The sequence below is a fragment of the Streptomyces sp. NPDC003379 genome (assembly GCF_053589195.1).
In genome coordinates this window covers 62,237-82,744 of record NZ_JBSFRK010000008.1, presented here as the reverse complement: position 1 = coordinate 82,744, position 20,508 = coordinate 62,237, and the positions used below count along the sequence as shown (strand labels likewise).

General features: G+C 70.2%; 13 protein-coding genes and 4 pseudogenes. 9 read left to right on the top strand and 8 right to left on the bottom strand.

What is annotated here, in order from left to right:
* Together ACWDVB_RS09930 and acnA are read left to right on the top strand one after the other, a co-directional pair.
* On the top strand, positions 1-1,749 hold the full coding sequence (locus ACWDVB_RS09930; protein WP_451514379.1) for an asparagine synthetase B family protein: 1,749 nt from the start codon (positions 1-3) through the stop codon (positions 1,747-1,749).
* Positions 1,746-4,439, top strand: coding sequence for an aconitate hydratase AcnA (gene acnA / locus ACWDVB_RS09925; protein ID WP_451514380.1), 2,694 nt, complete (start codon positions 1,746-1,748; stop codon positions 4,437-4,439). Before ACWDVB_RS09930 ends, acnA begins: the two co-directional genes overlap by 4 nt.
* A gap of 149 nt (positions 4,440-4,588) precedes the next feature.
* Here the strand turns inward: acnA and ACWDVB_RS09920 are convergent, their stop codons facing one another.
* Positions 4,589-5,833: an ATP-grasp domain-containing protein gene (locus tag ACWDVB_RS09920; protein ID WP_451514381.1), complete on the bottom strand. Its 1,245-nt coding sequence runs from the start codon at positions 5,831-5,833 to the stop codon at positions 4,589-4,591.
* 165 nt (positions 5,834-5,998) lie between these two features.
* Between ACWDVB_RS09920 and ACWDVB_RS09915 the strand changes: the two genes are divergently transcribed.
* The 3 genes from ACWDVB_RS09915 (at position 5,999) to ACWDVB_RS09905 (ending at position 8,426) form a co-directional block, all read left to right on the top strand.
* Complete coding sequence (locus ACWDVB_RS09915; RefSeq protein ID WP_451514382.1) at positions 5,999-7,255, top strand: MFS transporter; 1,257 nt, start codon at positions 5,999-6,001, stop codon at positions 7,253-7,255.
* Between the two features lie 252 nt (positions 7,256-7,507).
* Positions 7,508-7,696 carry a hypothetical protein gene (locus ACWDVB_RS09910; protein ID WP_451514383.1) on the top strand — a complete coding sequence of 63 codons (189 nt, stop codon included), beginning with the start codon at positions 7,508-7,510 and terminating at the stop codon, positions 7,694-7,696.
* A gap of 127 nt (positions 7,697-7,823) precedes the next feature.
* Positions 7,824-8,426, top strand: coding sequence for a tyrosine-type recombinase/integrase (locus ACWDVB_RS09905; RefSeq protein WP_451611956.1), 603 nt, complete (start codon positions 7,824-7,826; stop codon positions 8,424-8,426).
* On the opposite strand, the pseudogene ACWDVB_RS09900 reads toward ACWDVB_RS09905, so the two are convergent.
* The 5 genes and pseudogenes from ACWDVB_RS09900 to ACWDVB_RS09880 all read right to left on the bottom strand — a co-directional run.
* Positions 8,345-8,802: pseudogene (locus tag ACWDVB_RS09900) on the bottom strand (transposase); the annotation flags it as partial. The gene ACWDVB_RS09905 and the pseudogene ACWDVB_RS09900 overlap by 82 nt on opposite strands.
* Before the next feature lie 24 nt (positions 8,803-8,826).
* Positions 8,827-9,240: a hypothetical protein gene (locus ACWDVB_RS09895; protein ID WP_451514384.1), complete on the bottom strand. Its 414-nt coding sequence runs from the start codon at positions 9,238-9,240 to the stop codon at positions 8,827-8,829.
* Positions 9,241-9,518: 278 nt separating this feature from the next.
* The gene (locus tag ACWDVB_RS09890; protein WP_451514385.1) at positions 9,519-9,689 is read right to left on the bottom strand and encodes a hypothetical protein; all 171 of its coding nucleotides are present in this window, start codon (positions 9,687-9,689) and stop codon (positions 9,519-9,521) included.
* 141 nt (positions 9,690-9,830) lie between these two features.
* Entirely contained in the window at positions 9,831-10,745 is a 915-nt protein-coding gene (locus tag ACWDVB_RS09885; RefSeq protein WP_451514386.1) for a hypothetical protein, read from the bottom strand.
* 120 nt (positions 10,746-10,865) lie between these two features.
* Entirely contained in the window at positions 10,866-11,300 is a 435-nt protein-coding gene (locus ACWDVB_RS09880; protein ID WP_451514387.1) for a hypothetical protein, read from the bottom strand.
* Between the two features lie 384 nt (positions 11,301-11,684).
* Between ACWDVB_RS09880 and ACWDVB_RS09875 the strand changes: the two genes are divergently transcribed.
* Both ACWDVB_RS09875 and ACWDVB_RS09870 read left to right on the top strand, forming a co-directional pair.
* Complete coding sequence (locus ACWDVB_RS09875) at positions 11,685-15,374, top strand: nSTAND1 domain-containing NTPase (RefSeq protein WP_451514388.1); 3,690 nt, start codon at positions 11,685-11,687, stop codon at positions 15,372-15,374.
* 273 nt (positions 15,375-15,647) lie between these two features.
* Positions 15,648-16,690, top strand: a pseudogene (locus ACWDVB_RS09870) (DDE-type integrase/transposase/recombinase).
* A gap of 259 nt (positions 16,691-16,949) precedes the next feature.
* Here the strand turns inward: ACWDVB_RS09870 and ACWDVB_RS09865 are convergent.
* Positions 16,950-17,774: an SAM-dependent methyltransferase gene (locus ACWDVB_RS09865; RefSeq protein ID WP_451514389.1), complete on the bottom strand. Its 825-nt coding sequence runs from the start codon at positions 17,772-17,774 to the stop codon at positions 16,950-16,952.
* A gap of 396 nt (positions 17,775-18,170) precedes the next feature.
* On the opposite strand from ACWDVB_RS09865, the gene ACWDVB_RS09860 reads away from it, so the two are divergent.
* Positions 18,171-19,280 carry a cytochrome P450 family protein gene (locus ACWDVB_RS09860; protein WP_451514390.1) on the top strand — a complete coding sequence of 370 codons (1,110 nt, stop codon included), beginning with the start codon at positions 18,171-18,173 and terminating at the stop codon, positions 19,278-19,280.
* 273 nt (positions 19,281-19,553) lie between these two features.
* On the opposite strand, the pseudogene ACWDVB_RS09855 reads toward ACWDVB_RS09860, so the two are convergent.
* Positions 19,554-19,751 (bottom strand): annotated as a pseudogene (locus ACWDVB_RS09855) (hypothetical protein); the annotation flags it as partial.
* 62 nt (positions 19,752-19,813) lie between these two features.
* Here ACWDVB_RS09855 and ACWDVB_RS09850 point away from each other — a divergent pair.
* Positions 19,814-20,426 (top strand): annotated as a pseudogene (locus ACWDVB_RS09850) (transposase family protein).
* Positions 20,427-20,508: the final 82 nt, after the last annotated feature.

Here is a 20,508-nt window from a genome sequence, read left to right as displayed (position 1 = left end):
GTGAGCCTGGCCCCGCGAGGGGCCGGGCCAGGCCGGGACGCGGCCCGGCTCGCCCGCAGCGTGGTGCTGCGCCTCGCCCATCGCGGGCCCGACGGGCACGGGGTGGTCGGGGACACGCTGTCCGCGGCGGCCATGTGCCGGCTGCGGGTGCGCAGCCGCCCGGCGGACCCGGTCCCCTTCCCGGACGGCTCCGACGGCACGCACCACGCCTACAACGGCGAGGTCTACGCCGCTGGACCCGGCGCCCGGTCCGGCGCGTCCGACGCGACCGTGCCGAGGGGCGGACCGGACGAGGCACAGGCCGTCCACGACCAGGGGTGCCACGCACTGGACGGCATGTACGCGCTGGTGCGGCGCTCCCCGGACGGCACCCTGGAGATCACCCGCGACCCGCTGGGCATCAAGCCGCTCTACCTGCGGCGCCACCGGGACGGCGTCGCGGTGGCCTCGGAGATCCCGGCCCTGCTCGACGTGTTCGGCCCGGCGCGGATCCGCGCCGCCGCCGTCGCGCAGTTCCTCCTGCTGGGACGGGTGGTGGACGGCGGCAGCTGGTACGAGGACATCGAGCCGGTCCCGCCGGGCACCCGCCTGCTGCTGAAGGAGGGGCGCACCGAGACGGTACGGGCGGCGGCGGCCCCGTTCGCCGTCACCGGGACACCGGGCTGGCCCGCCACCGCGGACGGCATCCGAGCGGCGGTCTCCCGTGCCGTCGACCGGGTGCTGGTCTCCGACCGGCCGCTCGGGCTCGCCCTGAGCGGCGGTCTCGACTCGACCGTCGTAGCGCTGGAACTGGCCCGCCGGGGCATCGACGACCTGGCCACGGTCAGCGTCGTACCCGAGGGCAACGGCGACGGCGTACGGCAGGTCGCCGACCTGTCGCTGCCGGGCACGGCCTGGCGCGGCTGGCGGCACCGGTGGACCGGATTCGGCCCGGCGGACCTGCTCGCGGGCGTGGCCGACGCGGCCGCCGTACTCGGCGAACCGACGGCCATGACCAGCGTCCCCATGTACGCGGCACTGGCCCGGCTGGCCCGCGAAGAGGGCATCGTCGTGCTGCTGCTCGGCGAGGGGGCCGACGAGGTCTTCGGCGGCTACCGCAGCTACCTCGGCCTCCCGGACCTCGCCGACGCCGAGGAGTTCTACGTCACGCCGCACCGCACCGCACTCGTACGGGCCCTGCTCGGGGAGGAGGCCGCGGCGGTCGCGCTGGACGCGCTGCGGGCCGCGCTGCCCGAGGCCAGGGGCCGGCCGGCCGCCGAGGTGGTACGCGACTTCGAGTACGCGCACAGCCTCGAACCGCTGCTGCGCCGCGCCGACCACCTGCTGATGGCGGAGGGCGTCGAGGGCCGCACGCCGTTCCTGCACGGCGGCCTGCCCGCGCTCGGCCGGTCGTATCCGATGGCCGGCCTCGTCCGGGGCGGGCAGACGAAGGTGCCGCTCCGCGAGGCGTACGCGCGCGAGCTGCCGCGCTGGCGGACCGAGGTCAAAAAGCCCTTCAGGGCCCCGGTGGCCGACTGGCTGACCGACGGTCACCGGACGGCGGCGACCGGCCGGCTGGCCGGCCAGGAAGCGCTGTTCACCGCCGTGGGCCTGCGCTCCGACGCGCTGCGGGAAGTGTTGCGGCAGGTGGCCGACGGCGACCCCGGCGCGACGGGACTCGTCTTTCCCCTGCTGAGCCTCGGCGCCTGGCTGGAACAGGCCGGCACCGAGGTGGCCCGACCCCAGAACGAGGAGACGGTTCCTTCGTGAACGAGCAAGACATCACCGGGTCCGCGGTGGTCGCCGCACCGGAACCGCTGGACGCGCCGGACTCCGGCATCGCGTACCGCCCGCTGCGCAAGACGGCGGCGGCGGCCGGCGTCGACCTGGACACCCTGCCCTACACCGTGCGGCTGCTGCTGGAGAACGCCGCGCACCTGGTCTCGGCGGGCAAGGCGGGCCCCGAGGCGCTGCGCGCGCTCACCCGGCCCGGCCCGCCGGGCAGCGAGGGAGGGACCGTGGCCTTCCAGCCCGCCCGCGTGCTGCTCCAGGACTTCTCCGGCGTACCCGTCGTCCTCGACCTGGCCGCGCTGCGCGGCGCCGCCGTACGCAGCGGCCTGCCGGCCCGGGCGGTCCAGCCGGCCGTACCCGCCCACCTCGTCGTGGACCACTCCGTACGCGTCGACCGGTCGGGCGCCGCCGACGCCCTGCGGTTCAACACCGACCGGGAGTTCGCCCGCAACCACGAGCGCTACGCACTGCTGCGCTGGGCCGAGCAGGCTTTCGAGGGGTTCCGCGTCGTCCCGCCGGGCACGGGCATCGTGCACCAGGTCAACCTGGAGCGGCTGGCGCAGGTGGTCACCCTGACCGATGGCCCGGGGCCGCGGCTCGCCCGCCCCGACACGGTGCTCGGCACCGACTCGCACACCCCGATGGTCGGTGCGCTCGGCGTCCTCGGCTGGGGCGTCGGCGGCATCGAGGCGACCTCCGTGCTCCTCGGGGAGCCGGTGCTGCTGCCCGCCCCGAGGGTCGTCGGCGTGCGGCTGACCGGCCGGCTGCCGGCCGGGAGCACCGCGACCGACCTGGTCCTCACCCTCACCGAGCGGCTGCGCGGCCACGGCGTGGTGGGCGCCTTCGTGGAGTTCCTCGGCGAGGGATGCGCCGAGCTGACCGTGCCGGACCGGGCGACCGTCACCAACATGGCGCCCGACTACGGCGCGACCACCGCGCTCTTCCCGGTCGACGACGAGACCCTGCGGTTCCTGCGGACCACCGGCAGGCCCGAGGCCCAAGTGGCGCTGGCCGAACGGTACCTGCGGGCGCAGGGGCTGTTCCGGGCCGGGGACGCCCGGACGGCGGTGCGCTACACCGAGGAGCTGACGGTCGAGCTCGGCGACGTCGAGCCGTGCGTCGCCGGCCCCGCGCGGCCCGACCAGCGGGTGCCCCTGCGGGCGGTCCCGAGCAGTCTGACGCGGGCGCACGGCACCGGACGTCCGGCCCCGGGCAGTGCCGGGCCCGACGACGGCGCGGTGTTCATCGCCGCCCTGACCAGCTGCACCAACACCTCGCACCCGGGTTCCATGCTCACGGCCGGGCTGGTGGCCGAGGCCGCCGTCCGCCTCGGCCTCCAGGTGCCCCCCTGGGTCAAGACCAGCCTCGCCCCGGGCAGTCGCACCGTGCCCGCCTACCTCGGCCGGGCCGGGGTGCTGCCCGCCCTGGAGAAGCTCGGCTTCCACGTGGTGGCCTTCGGCTGCACCACCTGCCACGGCATGAGCGGCGACCTGCTGCCGCAGGCCAGGAGTGCCGTCGACACCGGGGTGCTGGGCACGGCCGTGCTGAGCGGCAACCGCAACTTCGAGGGCCGCGTGCACCCGGAGGTGAAGGCCGCCTATCTGGCCTCGCCGGGACTGGTGGTCGCGTACGCCCTCGCGGGCACGGTCATGCGGGACCTGACCACGGAGCCGGTGGGCGTCACGCCTGAAGGACGCGAGGTATTCCTCGCCGAACTGTGGCCCTCCGCCGAGGAGGTGCGGGCAGCTGTCCGCACGGCGGTGGGGCCCGATCTGTACGAGGAGGCGTACGCGGACCTCTACGACGGCGGTGCTCGATGGCGGGCGCTCGACGCGCCGCAGGGGGAGTTGTACGCCTGGCCCGAGGACTCCGACTACATCCTGGAACCGCCCTACATCGACCCGTTGACGGCACCGCCCGCACCGTCCGGTGCGGAGCCGACCCCGAAAGGGGACGTGGTCGGCGCCAAGATCCTCGCGCTGCTGGGGGACGCGGTCTCCACCGACCACATCTCGCCGGTCGGCACGATCAGGGCGGACAGCGACGCGGGCCGCCATCTGGCCCGTAGCGGCATCCCTGAGGCGGAGTTCAACAGCTTCGGCGCGCGCCGCGGCAACCACCACGTCATGGTCCGGGGCACCTTCGGCAGCCCCAGGCTGCGCAACGCGCTCGCGGGCGACCGCGAGGGCTCGTGGACCCGACGCGGCCCCGAGGGCGAGCTGGAGTCGATCCACGACGCGGCCGAGGGCTACCGGGCGGACGGCGTGCCCCTGATCGTGGTCGCCGGCCGGGACTACGGCTGCGGCAGTGCCCGCGACTGGGCCGCCAAGGGCACGGCGCTGCTGGGCGTACGGGCGGTCCTGGCCCGGAGCTTCGAGCGCATTCACCGCAGCAACCTGGTGGGGATGGGGGTGCTGCCGCTGCTGTTCCCGGCCGGGACCGACGCCGGCACGCTGGGCCTCGACGGCTCGGAAGAGATCGACCTGCTGGGCCTCTGCGACCTGTCACCGCTCGGCAAGGCCACCGTGCGGGTGCGCGGCGCCGACGGCACCGTCACCGAGTTCGACGCGGTCGCGGCACTGGAGACCGACCGCGAGGTGGCCTACTTCGAGGTCGGCGGGGTGCTCCGGTACACGGCGGCACGCCTGCTGCGGGAACACGGCGGCTGAGGACCCTGCAGCCCCGGCACACGGCCGGACGCCGGGCGCCACGGACATCGTCGCGCCCGGCACGCTGCGGGGCGGCCCGGCATCCGTCGGCCATCCCGCAGCGTGCCGCCGCCCCCCCGGCAGGCCCCTTCCCCGCAGGCCCCTTCCCCTCAGGCGCCGTCCGACGGCTCCTGGGGCTCCAGCACCACCCGGTTCGCGAACCAGGCGGCGAGTTCCTTCGACCGGTTCGTGACCTCCGTGTCGTCGGCACCGGACAGCACCACCACACCGGCCCGCAGATAGGAGGCCGCGGTGACATCGGGCATGGTCTGGCCGGGCGCGATGCGGACCTCGGCGTATTCGACGCCGGGCCGGGCGAGCACCTCGTCGACGGAGGGCGCCTCGCGCACCGCTCCTGCCGGTGCGTGCAGGTGCAGATCACCGTGGACCGCGCCGCTCTCGGCGGCGCGGGCGGCGGGGACGGCCGAGGGGCGCCCCAGCACCCCGCGCACCCACTCGTCGTGCAGATTCACCCCGAAAGTGCGCTCCACGACCTCATCGGTCCTGCCACCACCGACCCGGCCGCCGCATTCCCCGAAAACTATTTCTCCGGACCGGTCGAAAACCTCGATGTGGAATACGCCGTCGGCGTGGTCCAGCGCCTTGAGCGCGTTACGGGCGACGTCGGTCGCCTTCGCGTACAGTTCGGGATGATGATGCGGCTTAAGCGCGGTGCAGCCCACGAGCCCACCCTCGTGGATATCGATGATGTTCTCCAGATAGCGCGCCACGGAGACAAAAGCGACTTCCCCGCCCCGGACCACACCGTCCACCTGGTATTCGGTGCCGGGTATGAATTCCTCCACGAGCCAGGGACCCTTGGCCGCGGACGTGGCCAGGAAATCCCGCAGCTCCTCGGGGCGGTCCAGGCGGAACGTGTCCAGCGCGCCGCTGCCGCTGAGCGGCTTGACCACGACGGGAAAGCGCGCGTCCCGCGGCAGCACGTCGTCCGGGGCGGTCAGGCTCGTGCAGTCGGCCGTCGCCACGCCCGCCGCCCTGACCAGGTCCTTCTGTACTTCTTTGTCGCGCATGGCGACCGCCCGGAGCGCCGCTCCGCGGGTCAGGCCGCCGAGGTCGGAGAGCACCGCGGCGGCGGTGAGACACAGTTCGAGTCCGCTGCACACCGCGTCGAAGTCCTGGACGCGCAGGGAGTTCCTGGCGAGCCCGGAGAGTATTCCCTCGACATTGGACTGGTCCGGCACCACCACGGTGCGCATTTCGGGGAACGCGCTCCTCGCGGTTTCCAGGTCACCCGGTTGCAGAACACAGGTGACATTCAGGTCCGCCCGGTGCAGTGCATCGACCGCGCGCAGCATCCAGCCGATGTGCAGGACAGTGGTCCGCTGTTGCGTCATGTGACTCCCTCGATAATTTTCGGCGCAATCGATAACTTAATGCTTGATTCGGCGCCTTAACCATGTGATGAAGATCACGAATTCTCCGCTCGGGCTCTGTTGATCACGGTGCGGCGTCTCTGATGGAATTACGCACGACTAACCCATGAAAGCAAGGAGCTGCCGATGTCGGAAAAAGGCAAAACGAACCGGCTCCGTTCCTTGCTCCCCCGGACGCGCCCGGTGTGGGTGCTGGCCCTGAGCACCCTGGCCCGCAGCACCGGCAACGGCGTCGTCGTCGCCGTCATCGTCCTGTACTTCACCCGCACCGTCGGCATCGACGCGACCCGGGTGGGCCTCGGCCTGACGGTCGCCGCCGTCGTGGGCATGGTCGCGAGCATCCCGGCCGGCCATGCCACGGACGTCCTCGGCGCCCGGAACACGGCGATCGTCTCGGTGATCCTGCACGGCGCGACCATCTGCTGCTACGCCCTCGTCGAGGGTTTCACCGGACTCCTCGTGGCGGCGGGCCTGGTGGCCGTCGCCGAAGCGGCGTCCAACGCCTCCCGCGGCGCGCTCGTGGCGCTCGCCGTGCCCCGCAAGGACCGGGTGCCCACGCGCGCCTACCTGCGCTCGGTGACCAACGTCGGCTTCTCGATCGGCGCGCTGCTCGGCGGTCTCGTCCTCGGCCACCACACCCGCGGCGCGTACACGCTGGCGCTCATCGGCTCCGGCGCCCTGTTCGTCGTCGCCGGACTGGCCTTCCTCGCCCTGGACCGCACACCGCCCCTGCCCCGCCCTGCGGACGCCCCGCCCTGGCAGGTGCTCAAGGACGGCCCGTTCGTCGCCGTCGGCGCCATCAACGCCGTACTGATGATGAACGCGGGCATCCTCGACATCGCCCTGCCCCTGTGGATCGCCGAGCACACCAACGCCCCGATATCCCTCTTCGCGCCCCTGCTGCTGGTCAACACCGTCATGGTGGTCTTCCTCCAAGTCCCGGTCAGCAAGGGCGCCGAGGACGTGCGCGGCGGTGCCCGTGCACTCGCCAGGTCCGGGGTGTGGCTGGCCGTCTGCTGCGCCGTAATAGCCCTGGCGGCCGGCCGCACACCGTGGGTGGCCGGAGTCTTCCTCGTGGCCGGCGTGGCCGTCCACACCATCGGCGAGCTGCTCCACAGCGCCGGCTCATGGGCGCTGTCGTACGAACTGGCCCCGGAGCACGCGCAGGGCCAGTACCAGGGAATGTTCGGCCTGACCACCCAGCTCGGCACCGCCATCACCCCGGCGGTCACCGCGCTGCTCATCGTCCGGCACGGCTGGGTCGGCTGGCTGGTGATGGGCGCGCTGCTGGCCGCCGCGGGCCTCGCCGCCCCCGCCGTGGCCCGCTGGGCCGAGCGCACCCGGGACGGCGTGGTGGCGCCCGTCGTACGGGCGGGCGCGTGACGCGCGCACGACGCCGCCCGCCCGGATCCGGCGACCGCCGAAGACAAGATGTATTCCTGGACAGGGTGCCCCTCATGTCGAAGCTCCCCTCCTCCCGCCACGACCTCCCACGGCACTGCCAGCGGATCATTACCCAAGAACCGGCCGATAGCTTGCGCATGACCGTTGTCGGTGACGGTCGTTGCTCCATCCGAGGGATCCACTGGTTGCGGAGGGGCCGGGATGTACGTGAGACGGGTCGTGGGGTCTGGGATGCGGCAGGAGACGTACGCAGTCGTGGACGACGAGGGGCGGGTCGTCGAGCCGCTGGACGACTACCTCGCGCCGTGTACGGACCGGGAGCACTCGCCGAACACGCTTCGCGCTCGGGCCTTCGATCTGAAGGCGTGGCTGGACTTCCTGCAGCTCCTCGGCGTTGATCTGCTGGCCGCTTCCCCCTGAACAGGTCGACCAGTTCGCCGGGTGGCTGAGGCGCCCGGTCCAGCCCGGACGGCTGCGGCCGGCGGATACCGATGAGGGGCCGGCCCGCGAGGCGTCAACGGTGAACCGCACACTGAACAGCGTCTACATGTTCTACGAGTTCCTCGCCCGCCGCGGTGTCGGTATGGGCGCCCAGCTGACGCATCGCCGGGCGACCTCGATCGGCGACCATGGTGGCTTCCTGGCCGGTATCGCCGAGCGTCAAGTCACCGGACGGCCGACCCGGTTAAAGCAGGTCAAGCGGCGGCCAGGGACTCTGTCGGATGCCGAGGTGCAACAGGTTCTGGATGCCTGTGAGCGGTCGCGGGACCGGCTGCCGATGGCCTTGATGTTCGAGACCGGCTGCCGGATCAGGCAGGCGTTGGGGCTGCGGCACGAGGACATCAACACGGACCGACGGTCCCTGACGTTGCGGCCCCGGGACAACAACGCCAACCGGGCACGCGGCAAGAGCCGGGACCCCGAGGAGATCCCGGTCCGGCAGACGTTGCTCGACCTCTACACCGACTACCTGTTCGGCGAGTACGGCGAGCTGGACTGCGACTACGTGTTTCGCGAACCTGTGGAACGGGATGGTCGGTGCACCGATGAAGTACTGGGCGGCGATGACATCGACGTGATCCGCCCGGCGAGCTCCGCGTCCGGACGTGCCCGCCTGGCCCGCGCATCCGAGCCGACCAGGTGCCGGTAAAACCCGGAACGGGAGAGCCCCAGGATCCGGCACAGCCGCTTCACGCCGAAGGCGTCGTGGTGGTCGGCAACGAACTGGAAACGGCTCACCAGCTGGTCTCGCCCGCAAAATACTTCGCGGCCCCCCGCAGGATCTCGCGTTCCAGTTCGAGCTCCTTCACCTGGGCCCGCAGCCGCTTGCTCTCCTTCTCCAACGCGCTGGCCTCCACCGCGCCGGGCACGGCGGCCTGCTCGGCATCATCCCGCACCCAGGTGCGGAGCGTCTCGTGGTTCACCCCGAGATCCTTGGCCACCGACGCGTACGTCTGCCCGGGGCTCGAGCGGTACAACGCGACGGCATCGGCCCGGAACTCAGACGAATGCTTCGACGTCCCCAACGGGAACTCCTGTCCTTCGGATCTTCACGATCCAATGATCAGGGTGTCCACGATCCAGGGGCAACGCCCGATCTGGCGGGCGTCCTGGGGGTTGTGGTGGACCTCCCACTTGCCGGCTTTGCTGGAGACGGGGGAGCGCTGGCTGCGGTGGGGGTCGAGGATGTCGTGGTCGTAGGTGCGGTAGTCGAGGCGGATGCCGCGTTCGGTGATGGGCTGCCAGCGCACTGGCAGCAGTTCGAGGTACTGGGCCCCGGTCAGCGGCACCGGTACGTAGCCGCTGATGGTGATCAGTGCGGCCCACATCTGGTTCGGCGTGAGGGCGGCCTTGGGCAGGACGGGGTGGCGCAGTCCGTCGTGGGGCCGGTTCTGCCAGCCGCAGGTGATCCATTCGTCGAGGAAGTCCTGCAGCTGAGGGATCGTCCACCGTGCCTCGGCCACCGTCGCGGAGCCGCGGCGCTGAGGGTGGATCCGGTGTGGCCCGGGCAAACAACCCCGCCCGTAATGGGCTGTTGCCCGCCCCCTCGGTGATGGGGGAGTGTCGTGAAAGCCCTGTACCGGTTAGCGCCGCGGCCGAGCGCCCGACCGCGACCTCACCCGGTCCGTCAGCGGCCTGCTGGCCGTCGTGCGCACGCACCACGCCGACGCCAACCTTGCACTCCTCGAGCAGGCCCATTCTGCGCGGCCCTGCATCCGGCCAGGCCGGTCTGCTCGCCGATTCAGGCCGCGAGGGCGTCGGCGCGGGACGCGATCGCCTTGGTGGACTTCTGGTCGGTGTCGATGCCGAAGCAGCCCGCCTGGTCGGAACGGGAGGCGACGGCGGTGATCTGCGGGCTGTCCTCGCTGCCCACGGCCAGCGGCGCACCGGCGGTCGCCCGCGCAGATCGCATCCCCGTCCGTGCCGTTCAGCTCTACGTCGGTGCCCCGGGGGGCCGACAAGGGAGGCTGCGGCACACGGTGCGACCGCGGCCGCTCCGCCAGAGTGCGTGCGCGGACGGTGTGGTGCCCGGGCGGCTGCCCCGCCCGGAACATCACCCGTCCTTGAGTACCTTGGTGGCAGCCTCACCCTCCCGCTGGCGCAGAGAGTGCCATTCGGCCGCCGGCTGTGGGTTGGCGTCGAGCCAGCGTTGTTGCAGCATGGCGAGCCTGGCGTACGAGCGTTTCAGGTAGCCGGTGGCGTGCTTACAGGTCACATCGGCACGGGCCGCGGGTTGTTCGGTCAGGGGAGTGTCGGGGCGCAGCGCCGCTGCATGCCGCTGTGGGTCTTTCACGGTGGTGAATCCCGCCTGCCGCATACAGGAACGCCAGCGTGCCGTCGCTGTGAGGAACTCGGAGTCCTTGCCCAGTGTGCGCAGCGCGTCGCGCTCCCCCTGGTCGAGCTGCAGCCGCAGGGTGAGATCGCGTTGCGGTCCTCCTGTGTTCAGCAGTCGTCGCTCGGCGTCGGCCGCGCAGCCCGTGGCGGGTCGGCTCACGCTGATCTCCTTGTTGCGGGCGGAGATCCTGCGCTGCGGGTCCCCGTAGAGCGCCCGGCCGAATGCCTTGCTGCGGGGTTTTTCTGCGGGCTGTGTGTCGGGTCGGCCGGCGGAGCCTGGCGGGCCGAGGGTTTCGATGCCGAACTGCGCCGGGCCCGAGCCGGTGTCTGCCGAGGCCGTGGCATCGACGGGCGGCGCCTGGTAGCGGAAGCCGTGCTTGGCCATGCAGCGGGTGATGAGGCGTTGTCGGGCCTCGTGCACGCGGCGGGAGGTGCTGGTCGGCGTGTGCAGCAGGGGATGAAAGGGGAGCCGGGAGCGCAGTACGGCGGGCTCGGGACCGGACTGCGGTGCGGACTGTCGGGCGGGTGGTGGCTTGCTGTCGTGCAGCGCCCAGGCAGTCATCCCGGTGAGGGCGAGGAGGGCGAGCGCCAGAGCGGTGAGACCCGCCCGGGAACCTACTTTCAGCAGGGGCACGGCAGATCCTCTCTCCGTGGTCCGTGGATCGTGGTCCGTGGTCGGGGTGCGATGAGTGGTGGTGCCGGGGGCGGCGGTGTGTGGTGCGCTGCCGCCCCCGGCACCTGCGGGGGCGTTCGCTCAATAGCAGTCCCCGCTGTTCTTCAGCAACCGGAGCGAGCTGGCCCTGTCCCGCAAGTCCCGGTGGACGTAGCTGACCTCGGAGCCGGGTTCGACGCAGAGCAGGTGCCCGCCCCAGTCGCTGCCGACCCCGGTGTAGTAATGGCTTTCGTATCCGCTGTTGCTCGAGTTGCTGAAGGACACCGCGTTGTTGTGCACGGTCTGGCCGCCGCCCACACGGCCGGTGAGCTGGTTGAAGGTGTCGTTGCGGAAGTCGGTGTCGTTGTTGAAATACGAGTGGCGGGCTGAGTCGTTGAGGCCCTGGTAGAACACGCAGTGATAGCCGGACGAGCAGTTGGTGCTGGCCGAGGCCGGGGACGTTCCGAGCATCAGTCCGGCTGAGGCTGCCATCGTGGCCAGACCGGTGATTGCCGCCCATCGCTTGCCTGTGCGCATGCGTCTCCTCGTTTCTTCAGAAGCTGTGCGATTTCGTCTGGTGGTTGTTTGGGGCTCCCCGCTGCTGACGCGCTGCGTTCCCCTCCCTCCTCGCGACCGCGGCGTGATGAGGCAAGCCCCGTGCGATGTCTCTCGTGGGTTCGACAGTGATCTGCCCCGGACGCTGCACAGTGGCAGGGATGTGCCCAGCCACTCGTGCATCCCCGGGCCGAAGCGCCCGGCTTCGGCCCTGAGTTCACTGGGCTGCGGGTTGTTGCACAGCCCTGCCCCGGGCGTGAAACAAAGCAGGTCGGCGGGCCTGGTTGGCCAGTTAGCCGCTTCCGCGTCTGAGGCAGGCGTGTTCGGATAAGACGCCGTCGCAGGTGCCAGGGGGAAGGACACCAGGTGGGGCGCCCGGAGACGGACCTTGATCCCGGACAGGGGCCGGTCCAGAGATTCGCGTTCGAGTTACGCAAGCTGAGGCAGGAAGCAGGCGGTATCACCTACCGGGAGATGGCCCGGCAGGTGAAGGTCTCCGTCTCGACACTGTCGAGAGCCGCAGCAGGGGAGCAACTGCCCTCTCTGGACGTGATGTTGGCGTACGTCACCATCTGTGGCGGAGACCCTGAGGACTGGGAGCGGCGCTGGCGTGCCGTTGCCCGTGAGGAGGCTCAGGCCGCGGCCGCCGACGAGGACACTGCTGAGGCCCCCTATCGGGGGCTGGCTCGTTTTGAAGCCGATGACGCGCATCTGTTCTTCGGCCGGGACCACCTGGCCGGCCATCTGACACAGCTGGCCCGCCAGCACCGGATCACGATGGTCTTCGGCCCGTCCGGCAGCGGCAAGTCCTCGCTCCTGCGCGCCGGGCTGATCCCGCGCCTGCGCCAGAGTGAGGACGCCGGGCTGCGCCCGGCAGCGATCCGCATCCTCACCCCCGGCGCGCGCCCCGCGCGCACCCACGCCGGCATCCTGGTCCCTGCGGCAGCCACCGGGGAGACATGGCTGGTGGTGGACCAGTTCGAGGAGGCCTCCACTCTCTGCCACGACCCCGCCGAGCGGGACGAGTTCATCTCCGGCCTGCTGGCTGCCCGCTGCCCCGGCAGCCGGTTGCGGGTGGTCTTGGGAGTGCGCGCGGACTTCTATCCCCGGTGTCTGGGCCAGCCGGGCCTGGATGAGGTCATCCGGGAGGCGAGTATGCCGGTCGGACGCATGACACCCGCCGAGCTGAGAGAGGCCATCGTCCGCCCGGCCGCAGCGCAGGGCCTGATCGTTGAGCGCGCATTGACGGCGCGCCTCATCGAGGAGGTGGAAGAGGAGCCGGGAGCGCTGCCGTTGCTGTCGCATGTGCTGCTGGAGACCTGGCGCCGACGCCGAGGCCGCACGTTGACCATGGAGGCTTACGAGGCAGCCGGTGGCCTGCAGGGCGCCATCGCGCAGACCGCCGAGACCCTCTACACCCACCTGACCCCCGCCCACGCCGACACGGCGCGGCGTATCCTGCTGCGTCTGATCGCCCCGGGGAACGGCACCCCGGACACACGCCGCCCCGTCGACATGGACGAACTGGAGGAAGACCCGCGTGCCAGCACCTGCGCCGTGCTCAACCTGTTGGCCCGGGTCCGTCTGGTCATTCTTGAGGAATCCGTCGTTGACTTGGCCCACGAGGCACTGATCACTGCCTGGCCCCGGCTCCGGGGCTGGGTCGCGCAGGACCGCGAACGCCTGCGCGTCCACCGGCGGCTGACGGAGGCCGCCACGGTGTGGGCCGGACTCGACCGGGATCCCGGCGCATTGTACCGAGGGACCCGCCTGGCGAGCGCCGAAGAACACTTCCCCCACCCCTACGGCCATCTCACGGGTCTGGAAGGCGCCTTCCTGGATGCCAGCGCCGCTGCCCGCGACCAGGAACAGCGCGCCGCCGCCCGCACCACCCGGCACCTGCGCCGGTTCTCCCTCGCCGTATCAGTACTGCTCGTCCTGGCCCTGACCGCCGGTGTGCTGGCCTGGCAGCAAAGCCGCGCCAGCGACAGGCAGCGGGCCAGCGCGGTGGCCGCCCGGCAGACCGCTCTATCCCGGCAACTCGCCGCACAGTCTTCCGCGGCGATGGCGACCGACCCCGACCTTGCCGCGCTGCTGGCTGTTGGCGCCTATCGCACCGCCCCCACCGACGAGGCAACCGCCAGCCTGTATACCGCTGCAGACCTTGCCCGCCAGTACCGCTTGCCCGTCTCCGCCCGGCCGGTGCTGGTGTCGGCGTTCAGCCCCGACGGCCGTACCCTGGCCACTGCCGACGAGAAGACGGTGCGGCTGTGGGACGCCGCGACCGGTACACCCCGCCGTGTCCTGAGCGGGAGCAAAGCCCCGGTGCTCGCGGCCGCGTTCAGCGCGGACGGGCGGACCCTGGCCACCGCTGACATCTTTGAGCTCCGGCTGTGGGACACCGTGACCGGCACAGTCCGCCGCACTCTTCCCGGCTCTGTCGGCGTCGCGCCCGCGATGGTCTTCAGCCCGGATGGGCACACCCTCGCCGTCGGTGACGGCACCGCACCGGCAGAGCTGTGGGACACCACCACCGGCAGGCTCCGCCGCACGCTCACCGGCCACGCAGGGGCTGTGTCCGCGGCCGTGTTCAGCCCCGACGGCCGCACCCTGACCACCGCCAGCACCGACGACGGTGGGCAAGGGGATGACGAAGGAGTGGTCACGCGCTGGAACGTGGCCGGCGGCAAGACGGACAGCACCCTCACCGACTTCGAGAGCCCCTCTCCCGTAATGGAGTTCAGTCCGGACGGGCGCACCCTGGCCACCGCCGGCAACGACGGAGCGGTGCGGCTGCGGGACACTACGACCGGCACAACTCGCCGCACGCTCACCGGCCACGCAGGGGCTGTGTCCGCGGCCGTGTTCAGCCCCGACGGCCGCACCCTGGCCACTGCCGACGAGAAGACGGTGCGGCTGTGGGACACGGCCAACGGGACGCTCCGGCGCACCCTGCCCTTCCCACATGACTCCACGCCCACCATGGCATTCAGCCCGGGCTGGAACACCCTGACCGCCCTCGCCACCACAGGGACCGTGCGGGCATGGGACATCACGCCGGACCGGCCTCGCCGTACCTTCACCGGTCACACGGGGGAGGTCACCGAGGTGGTCTTCAGCCCCGACGGCCGCATCCTGGCCACTGCGGACAGGGACACGGTGCGGCTGTGGGACACCGCCCGCGGAAAGCTCCGGCGCACCCTGCGCGCGGCCGCCACCGACATGACCGGAGGGATGGCGTTCAGCCCGGGCGCAGACACACTGGCGGTCAGCGACGCCGACACGGTGCGCTTGCGGGACACCACGACCGGCAGAACACTCCGCACCCTCACCGGCCACAACGGGTACGTGTCCGATCTGGCGTTCAGCCCCGACGGCCGCACCCTGGCCACTGCCGACAGGTCGACGGTGCGGCTGTGGGATGCGGCCGAGGGAACGCTTCGACGCGCCCTGCCCCTCCCCAACGAGTCCATACACGCGATGGCATTCGGCCCGGGCGGCAACACCTTGACCGCCCTCTCGAGCGCAGGGACCGTGAAACTCTGGGACACCGCGACGGGCACGGTCCGCCGCACCAGCCGCATCGGGCCGGTATCCGCGGCGGCGTTCAGCCCGGACGGCCATATCCTGGCCACCGAGAGCAGCAGAGACGGCGACACCGCCATAGTCCGGCTGTGGCAGGCACCTGGTGAAAAGCCCCGGCACACCCTGACCGGCCCGACGAGATCCGTTCACACGATGGCGTTGAGCCGGGACGGACGGACCCTGGCCACTGGGGACGACACGGGAGTCATGCGGTTGTGGGACACCGCGACAGGCAAGGCCCGCCGCACCCTCACCAGCCACACCGGGCCCGTGCTCGCCGTGGCTCTCAGCCCGGACGGCCGCTCCCAGGCCACCGGTGGTGTCGAGACGGTGCGACTATGGGAAGGTGAACTGCCCACTCCCGCCCAGGCCGTCCGCAAGATCTGCCGTGCCGTAGACCGGGAGCTCACCCCGCAGGAACGCGCTCTGTACCTGTCCGACCTGCCGGCCCCTCCTTTATGCAAGTCATGACACTGTTCCACGTGGTGCCGCTGCTGGGACGACGAGGGAGAGCATCAGTCGCATCACCACCGGCCTTGACCGCATAGGCTCCGTACTCGCCAGCACCGAAGGCGCCAGCGCGTTTGGGGAACACCTGCTCCCATTCGCGCCGGAGATCTGCCTCGAATCGGTCGAGGTGTCGTTTGGTAGGGGTGCAGTTGAGGGTCAGGCGTCGTCGGGCCTTGACCCCTGATGTTGGACACACGAGACACTGGATCCTGAGGATCTGAGAACGGACATCTCGTGGTCATGAAGAACTACCCGCCGGAGTTCAAGGCGGACGCGGCCGCGCCGTACGAGTCGCGACCGGAAGCGACGATCAGGTCGGTTGCCGCCGATCTGGGGATCAACGGAAGAAGGTCCGCGAGCTCGAGGAGGAACGCGAGATCCTGCGCAAAGCGGCGAAGTGTTTCGCCGGGGAGACGCGCTGGTGAACCGCTTCCAGTGCGTCGCCGACGTCCAGCGCCGCTACGGCGTGGAGCGGCTGTGCACCATCCTCGGCGTCAGCCGCTCCAGCTTCTACTACTGGCGCCGGACGGCCACGGTCCGGGTCGCCCGGCAGGCGGCGGACGCGAAGCTGGCCGCCCGGATACGGGCCGTGCACCAGGAATCGGACGGCACCTGCGGAGCCCCACGGATCACCGCCGAGCTCCGCGAGAAGAACAGTGAAGCCGTCAACCACAAACGCGTCGCAAGGATCATGCGCGTGTCCGGGATCGAAGGGGTCCGGTCGCGACGTCGGCACCGCACCACCGTCCCCGGCCCAGCAGCGGCCAAGGCTCCGGACCTGATCGGCCGCGACTTCAGCGCCGGACGGCGGGAAGTTCTGCTGTCTGGCGACCGTCATCGACCTCGCTTCGCGGCGGCCGGCCGGCTGGGCGATCGCCAACCACATGCGCGCGGACCTGGTGACCGACGCCCTGACCGCGGCGATCCGCAACCGCGGCAGCCTCGCCGGATCGATCATGCACACCGACCACGGAGCCCAGTACACAAGCAGGGCATTCGCCGAAGCCTGCAAGTCAGCAGCGGTCCGGCGCAGCATGAGCGCGGTCGGGTCCAGTGCAGACAAGGCACTCGCCGAGGCCTTCAACGCGACCTTCGAACGCGAGACCCTGCAAGGACGAAAGAGCTGGAGCAACGAGCGCGAGGCCCGACTCGACGCCTTCAGATGGCTGAACCGCTACAACACCCGACGCCGACACTCCCACCTCGGACAACAATCACCGATCGCCGTCGAGAACGCCTTTCACCTCACACCAACTACATTGGCACAAGCCGCATAACCCGTGTTCAGGATACGGGGTCAAGGCCCACTCGTAGTCGAAGGTCGGGCTGTACACGGCAATCCGTGCGGATCACCTGCTGGGGGTGTCGTTGCGGTCGTTGCAGCGGCTGCACAACGTGACGTGGCGGACAGCGGGGCGGGCCCTGGACGGGAAGTGGATGGAGCCGCGGACGAGGTCGCGGTGCAGGGAATCGCGGCTCGATCCCTGCAAGCGTGATCGGCCTCTGTCCTCTTCTCCCGGATTCCGGCGTGGAGTATCAGGCCTTGCGCGCTGTCATGAGCGCATAACCGACATGGGGCAGTGTGGCGATGGTTTCGAAGCAGCGCAGGCTTTGGGTGAAGTGGTCTTCGTTCATCGCGGCGTCGTGGGCCCTGATGGTGCGGAAGCTGGCAATCATGCCGTGCAGGGTGCGCTGGGTGTGGGCGGTGATGTCGGTGAGCTGCAGCAATTGCAGATCGGCTGCTTCGATCAGGGCTGGGTAGGTGTCGATTCTCTCCAGGCCGCGGGAGTGGACGATGGAGGTGAACTGGTCGATCAGAGCCTGGGTGTCATCGTCGGGGATGGGGGCGCGCAGGACGATGTCGGCGATGACCAGGCGGGCGCCGGGCCGCAGGACGCGTGCTGTTTCGCGAAGGACGTGGCCGCGGTCGGGCATGTGGAGCATGGATTCCAACGCCCAGGCGTGATCGAAGCTGGCGTCGGGGTAGGGCAGGTCCATGGCGTCGGCGTAGCAGAAGCGGACTTGGTGGTGGAGCGCTTGGGCTCGGGCAGCGGCATTGGCGATGCCCACCTGGTGCCGGCTGACGGTGATGCCTGTGACGTCGGCGCCGGTTTCCCTGGCCAGCCGCAGGGCCGGCTTGCCGGTGCCGCATCCGATGTCGAGCACTCGTTGGCCGGGATGCGCGTCCAGTCGGGTGATCAGCTGGTCGGTCATCCGGTCGGTGGCCTCGGCCAGGGACTCCTCCTGGCTCTGAGGATCGGCCCAGTACCCGTAGTGGAGGTTGTCGTCGTGGATGGTGCGTGAGAGGTCGGTGAGCTGGTCGTACATCGCGCCGACCTGATTGCTGAAGGGGTGCGGCATATTGTCCTCCACGCCGGGGTGAAAGTGGGCCGTTCTCGCGTCGGGCGCAGAGCGGTGTGTGGCGCCGGGCAGCAGCCAAACACGCCGGGCGCGGCAAGAATCCGAGTATGGACAGGGAGAGTGTTTTACAAAGGCAGTTGGCGAGGAACACCACCAACTGCTCTTCGCCGGTATGACAGGTAACAGCACGGCTTTCAACGGATTTCCTTCCCGCTCGCGCGGCGGTTCACCGGATCGGGCCTGGTGAGGGTCCGAACGGCTGACATATCCCACACACGGAAAGGGCCTGTCATGGCAGCGTGTAGCTTTGAGTCCCTGGCGCCGCCCGGCACGGATTTCACTGCCGATCCCTATCCGGTCTATGCGCGCCTGCGTGAACGCGGTCCGGTGCACCGTGTGAACACCACCACGCATGGTGAGGTCTGGGCGGTTCTCGCTCATGAGGAGGCCGGGGAAGCGCTGGCCGATCCCTGCCTGCGTACCAGCCCGATCGGTATCGGCGAGCCGGAGTCGGACCGGGGCGTCCTGAACCGGACCATGCTGGAGAGTCACCCGCCCGAGCACACCAGATTGCGCAGACTCGTTGCCAAGGACTTCACCAACCACCGCGTACGGATACTGCGCCCCCACATCCAGCAGGTAGCCGACGAACTCCTGGACGCGATGGCGCCGCTCGGCCGCACGGACCTCATCGAATCCTTCGCACTGCCCCTGCCCGCAGCCATCATCTGCGAGCTCCTTGGCGTGCCCGTCACCGACCGCACCGACTTCCACCAGTGGTCATCCGACATCGTCACCGCCACCAGCGTGGAAGCAGGGGCCGCTGCCGCACAGGCCATGGCCCAGTACCTGGCCACTCTCGTTGACGCCAAGCACTCCGGCCAAGAGGGCGAGGATCTCCTCAGCGCCCTGGCCCGAGCCGCAGACGACGATGGCGACCGGCTCTCCCGCGAGGAGCTGCTCGCTATGGCCTTTCTCCTGCTTTTCGCCGGCCACGAAACCACGGTCAACCTCATCGCCAATGGCTGCTACGCACTGCTGCGCCACCCCGACCAGCTGGCCGAGCTGCGTGCTGACTGGACGCTGCTCGACGGCGCGATCGAGGAGATGCTGCGCTATGAGTCCCCGGTCAAGGACTGCGCCCTCCGGTTCGCCGCGGAACCGGTGAACATCGCAGGCACTGCCATCCCCGCCGGGGAGCGCGTACTCATCGTCCTGGCCGCGGCCTGCCGCGACCCCCGCCGTTTTACCGAGCCCGACCGTTTCGACATCCGGCGCGACACCCACGGACACTTGGCCCTGGGGCACGGCATCCATCACTGCCTGGGCGCTGCACTCGCCCGCCAGGAGGCCGCCGTTGCCTTGCGTACGCTTCTGGAGCGCTGCCCCGACATCGCCCTTGACGCCGACCCGGCCGACCTCGTGTGGAGGCCCAGCATCTGGCTGCGCGGACTTGCCCGCCTCCCTGTCCGGTACTCGCAGGTCGCTCCCGCTCAGACAAACTGAAGACTGTTGCCGAACCCCGCAGTCGGTCGGCTGCCCGTCGTCCCAGCCTTTGATTCCGGGTGGCCGCTCTCGTGAAGAGGAGTGGCCGAAGCGGATGGGCGGCTTGCTCAGTCCGTGGCTGGTGAAGAGGTCCAGCAGTGCCTGGATGGGCAGGTGGGCTTCGGCTGGGTGGCGGAGTCTGTTGTTCAGGTGGAGGGTGTAGTGCGTGCGCCGTCTGTGCCGTTCCCGGCTGAGGTAACCGGCCTGTTCGAGGTCGGCGACGATGGCCTGGGTGGAGCGTTCGGTGATGCGGCAGACTGCGGCGATGTCGCGGATGCGCGATGCGGGTTCCCGGGCAAGCACCAGGAGAACGCGGGCGTGGTGGTGAGGAAGGTCCACCGTGTCGATCCGGGCTTGTCCATATGCTGGCCCTTCTTGAACGCTGTCCGCTTGGAACCCTGCAAGCGCTTGCTTGAAACCTTCTTCAGGCATTGAGCGTTTTCCAACCTCGTGGAGCTGACCCAAGATCACCCGGTGTCCGCCAGGAGATTCGCGTGCTTGTCTACCCGTCCTCGATCGATCTGTCCAGCAACACCCTGCGGCATCTGAGCAGGCAATTTGCCGCTAGGCAGCGGCGACACCTACGCCCAGCTCGCCGCCGGGTGCGGCATCGGGATCGCGAACATGTTCCGCTACATACGCGAGGCCATCGAGGCGCTGGCCGCCCTCGCGCCGTCCCTGGCCGAGGCGATGGAGGATATCCGGGAAAAGGCGTTCGTCATCCTCGACGGCACCCTGCTGCCGCTCGACCGCATCGCCGCCGACACCCCGTACTACTCGGGGAAGCACAAACGGCACGGCATGAACGTCCAGGTCCTCACCGATCCGGTCGGACGGCTCCTCCGGGGCCTCTCCCGCACTGCCCGGCTCAACCCATGATCTGACCGCCGCCCGGCAGCACGGAATCGTCGAGGCCCTCTCCGATGCGGGGCTCAAGTGCTGGGCGGACGAGGCGTACCAAGCAGTCATGCCAAGATCCGCTGCCTCGGCGAGCAGGCCATGGCCACCCTGAAGGGCTGGCGCCTGCTCCGGAAGCTCCGATGCAGCACCAACCGCATCACCGACATCGTGAAGGCCGTCCTGGTCCTCCACCACGCCTCAACCTGAAGTTGGAAATCGCTCACTGACAGATGCTGGCGGTGTTGTCGGCGCGTATGCGGTTTTTGATACGCGGACGATATATGCCCGC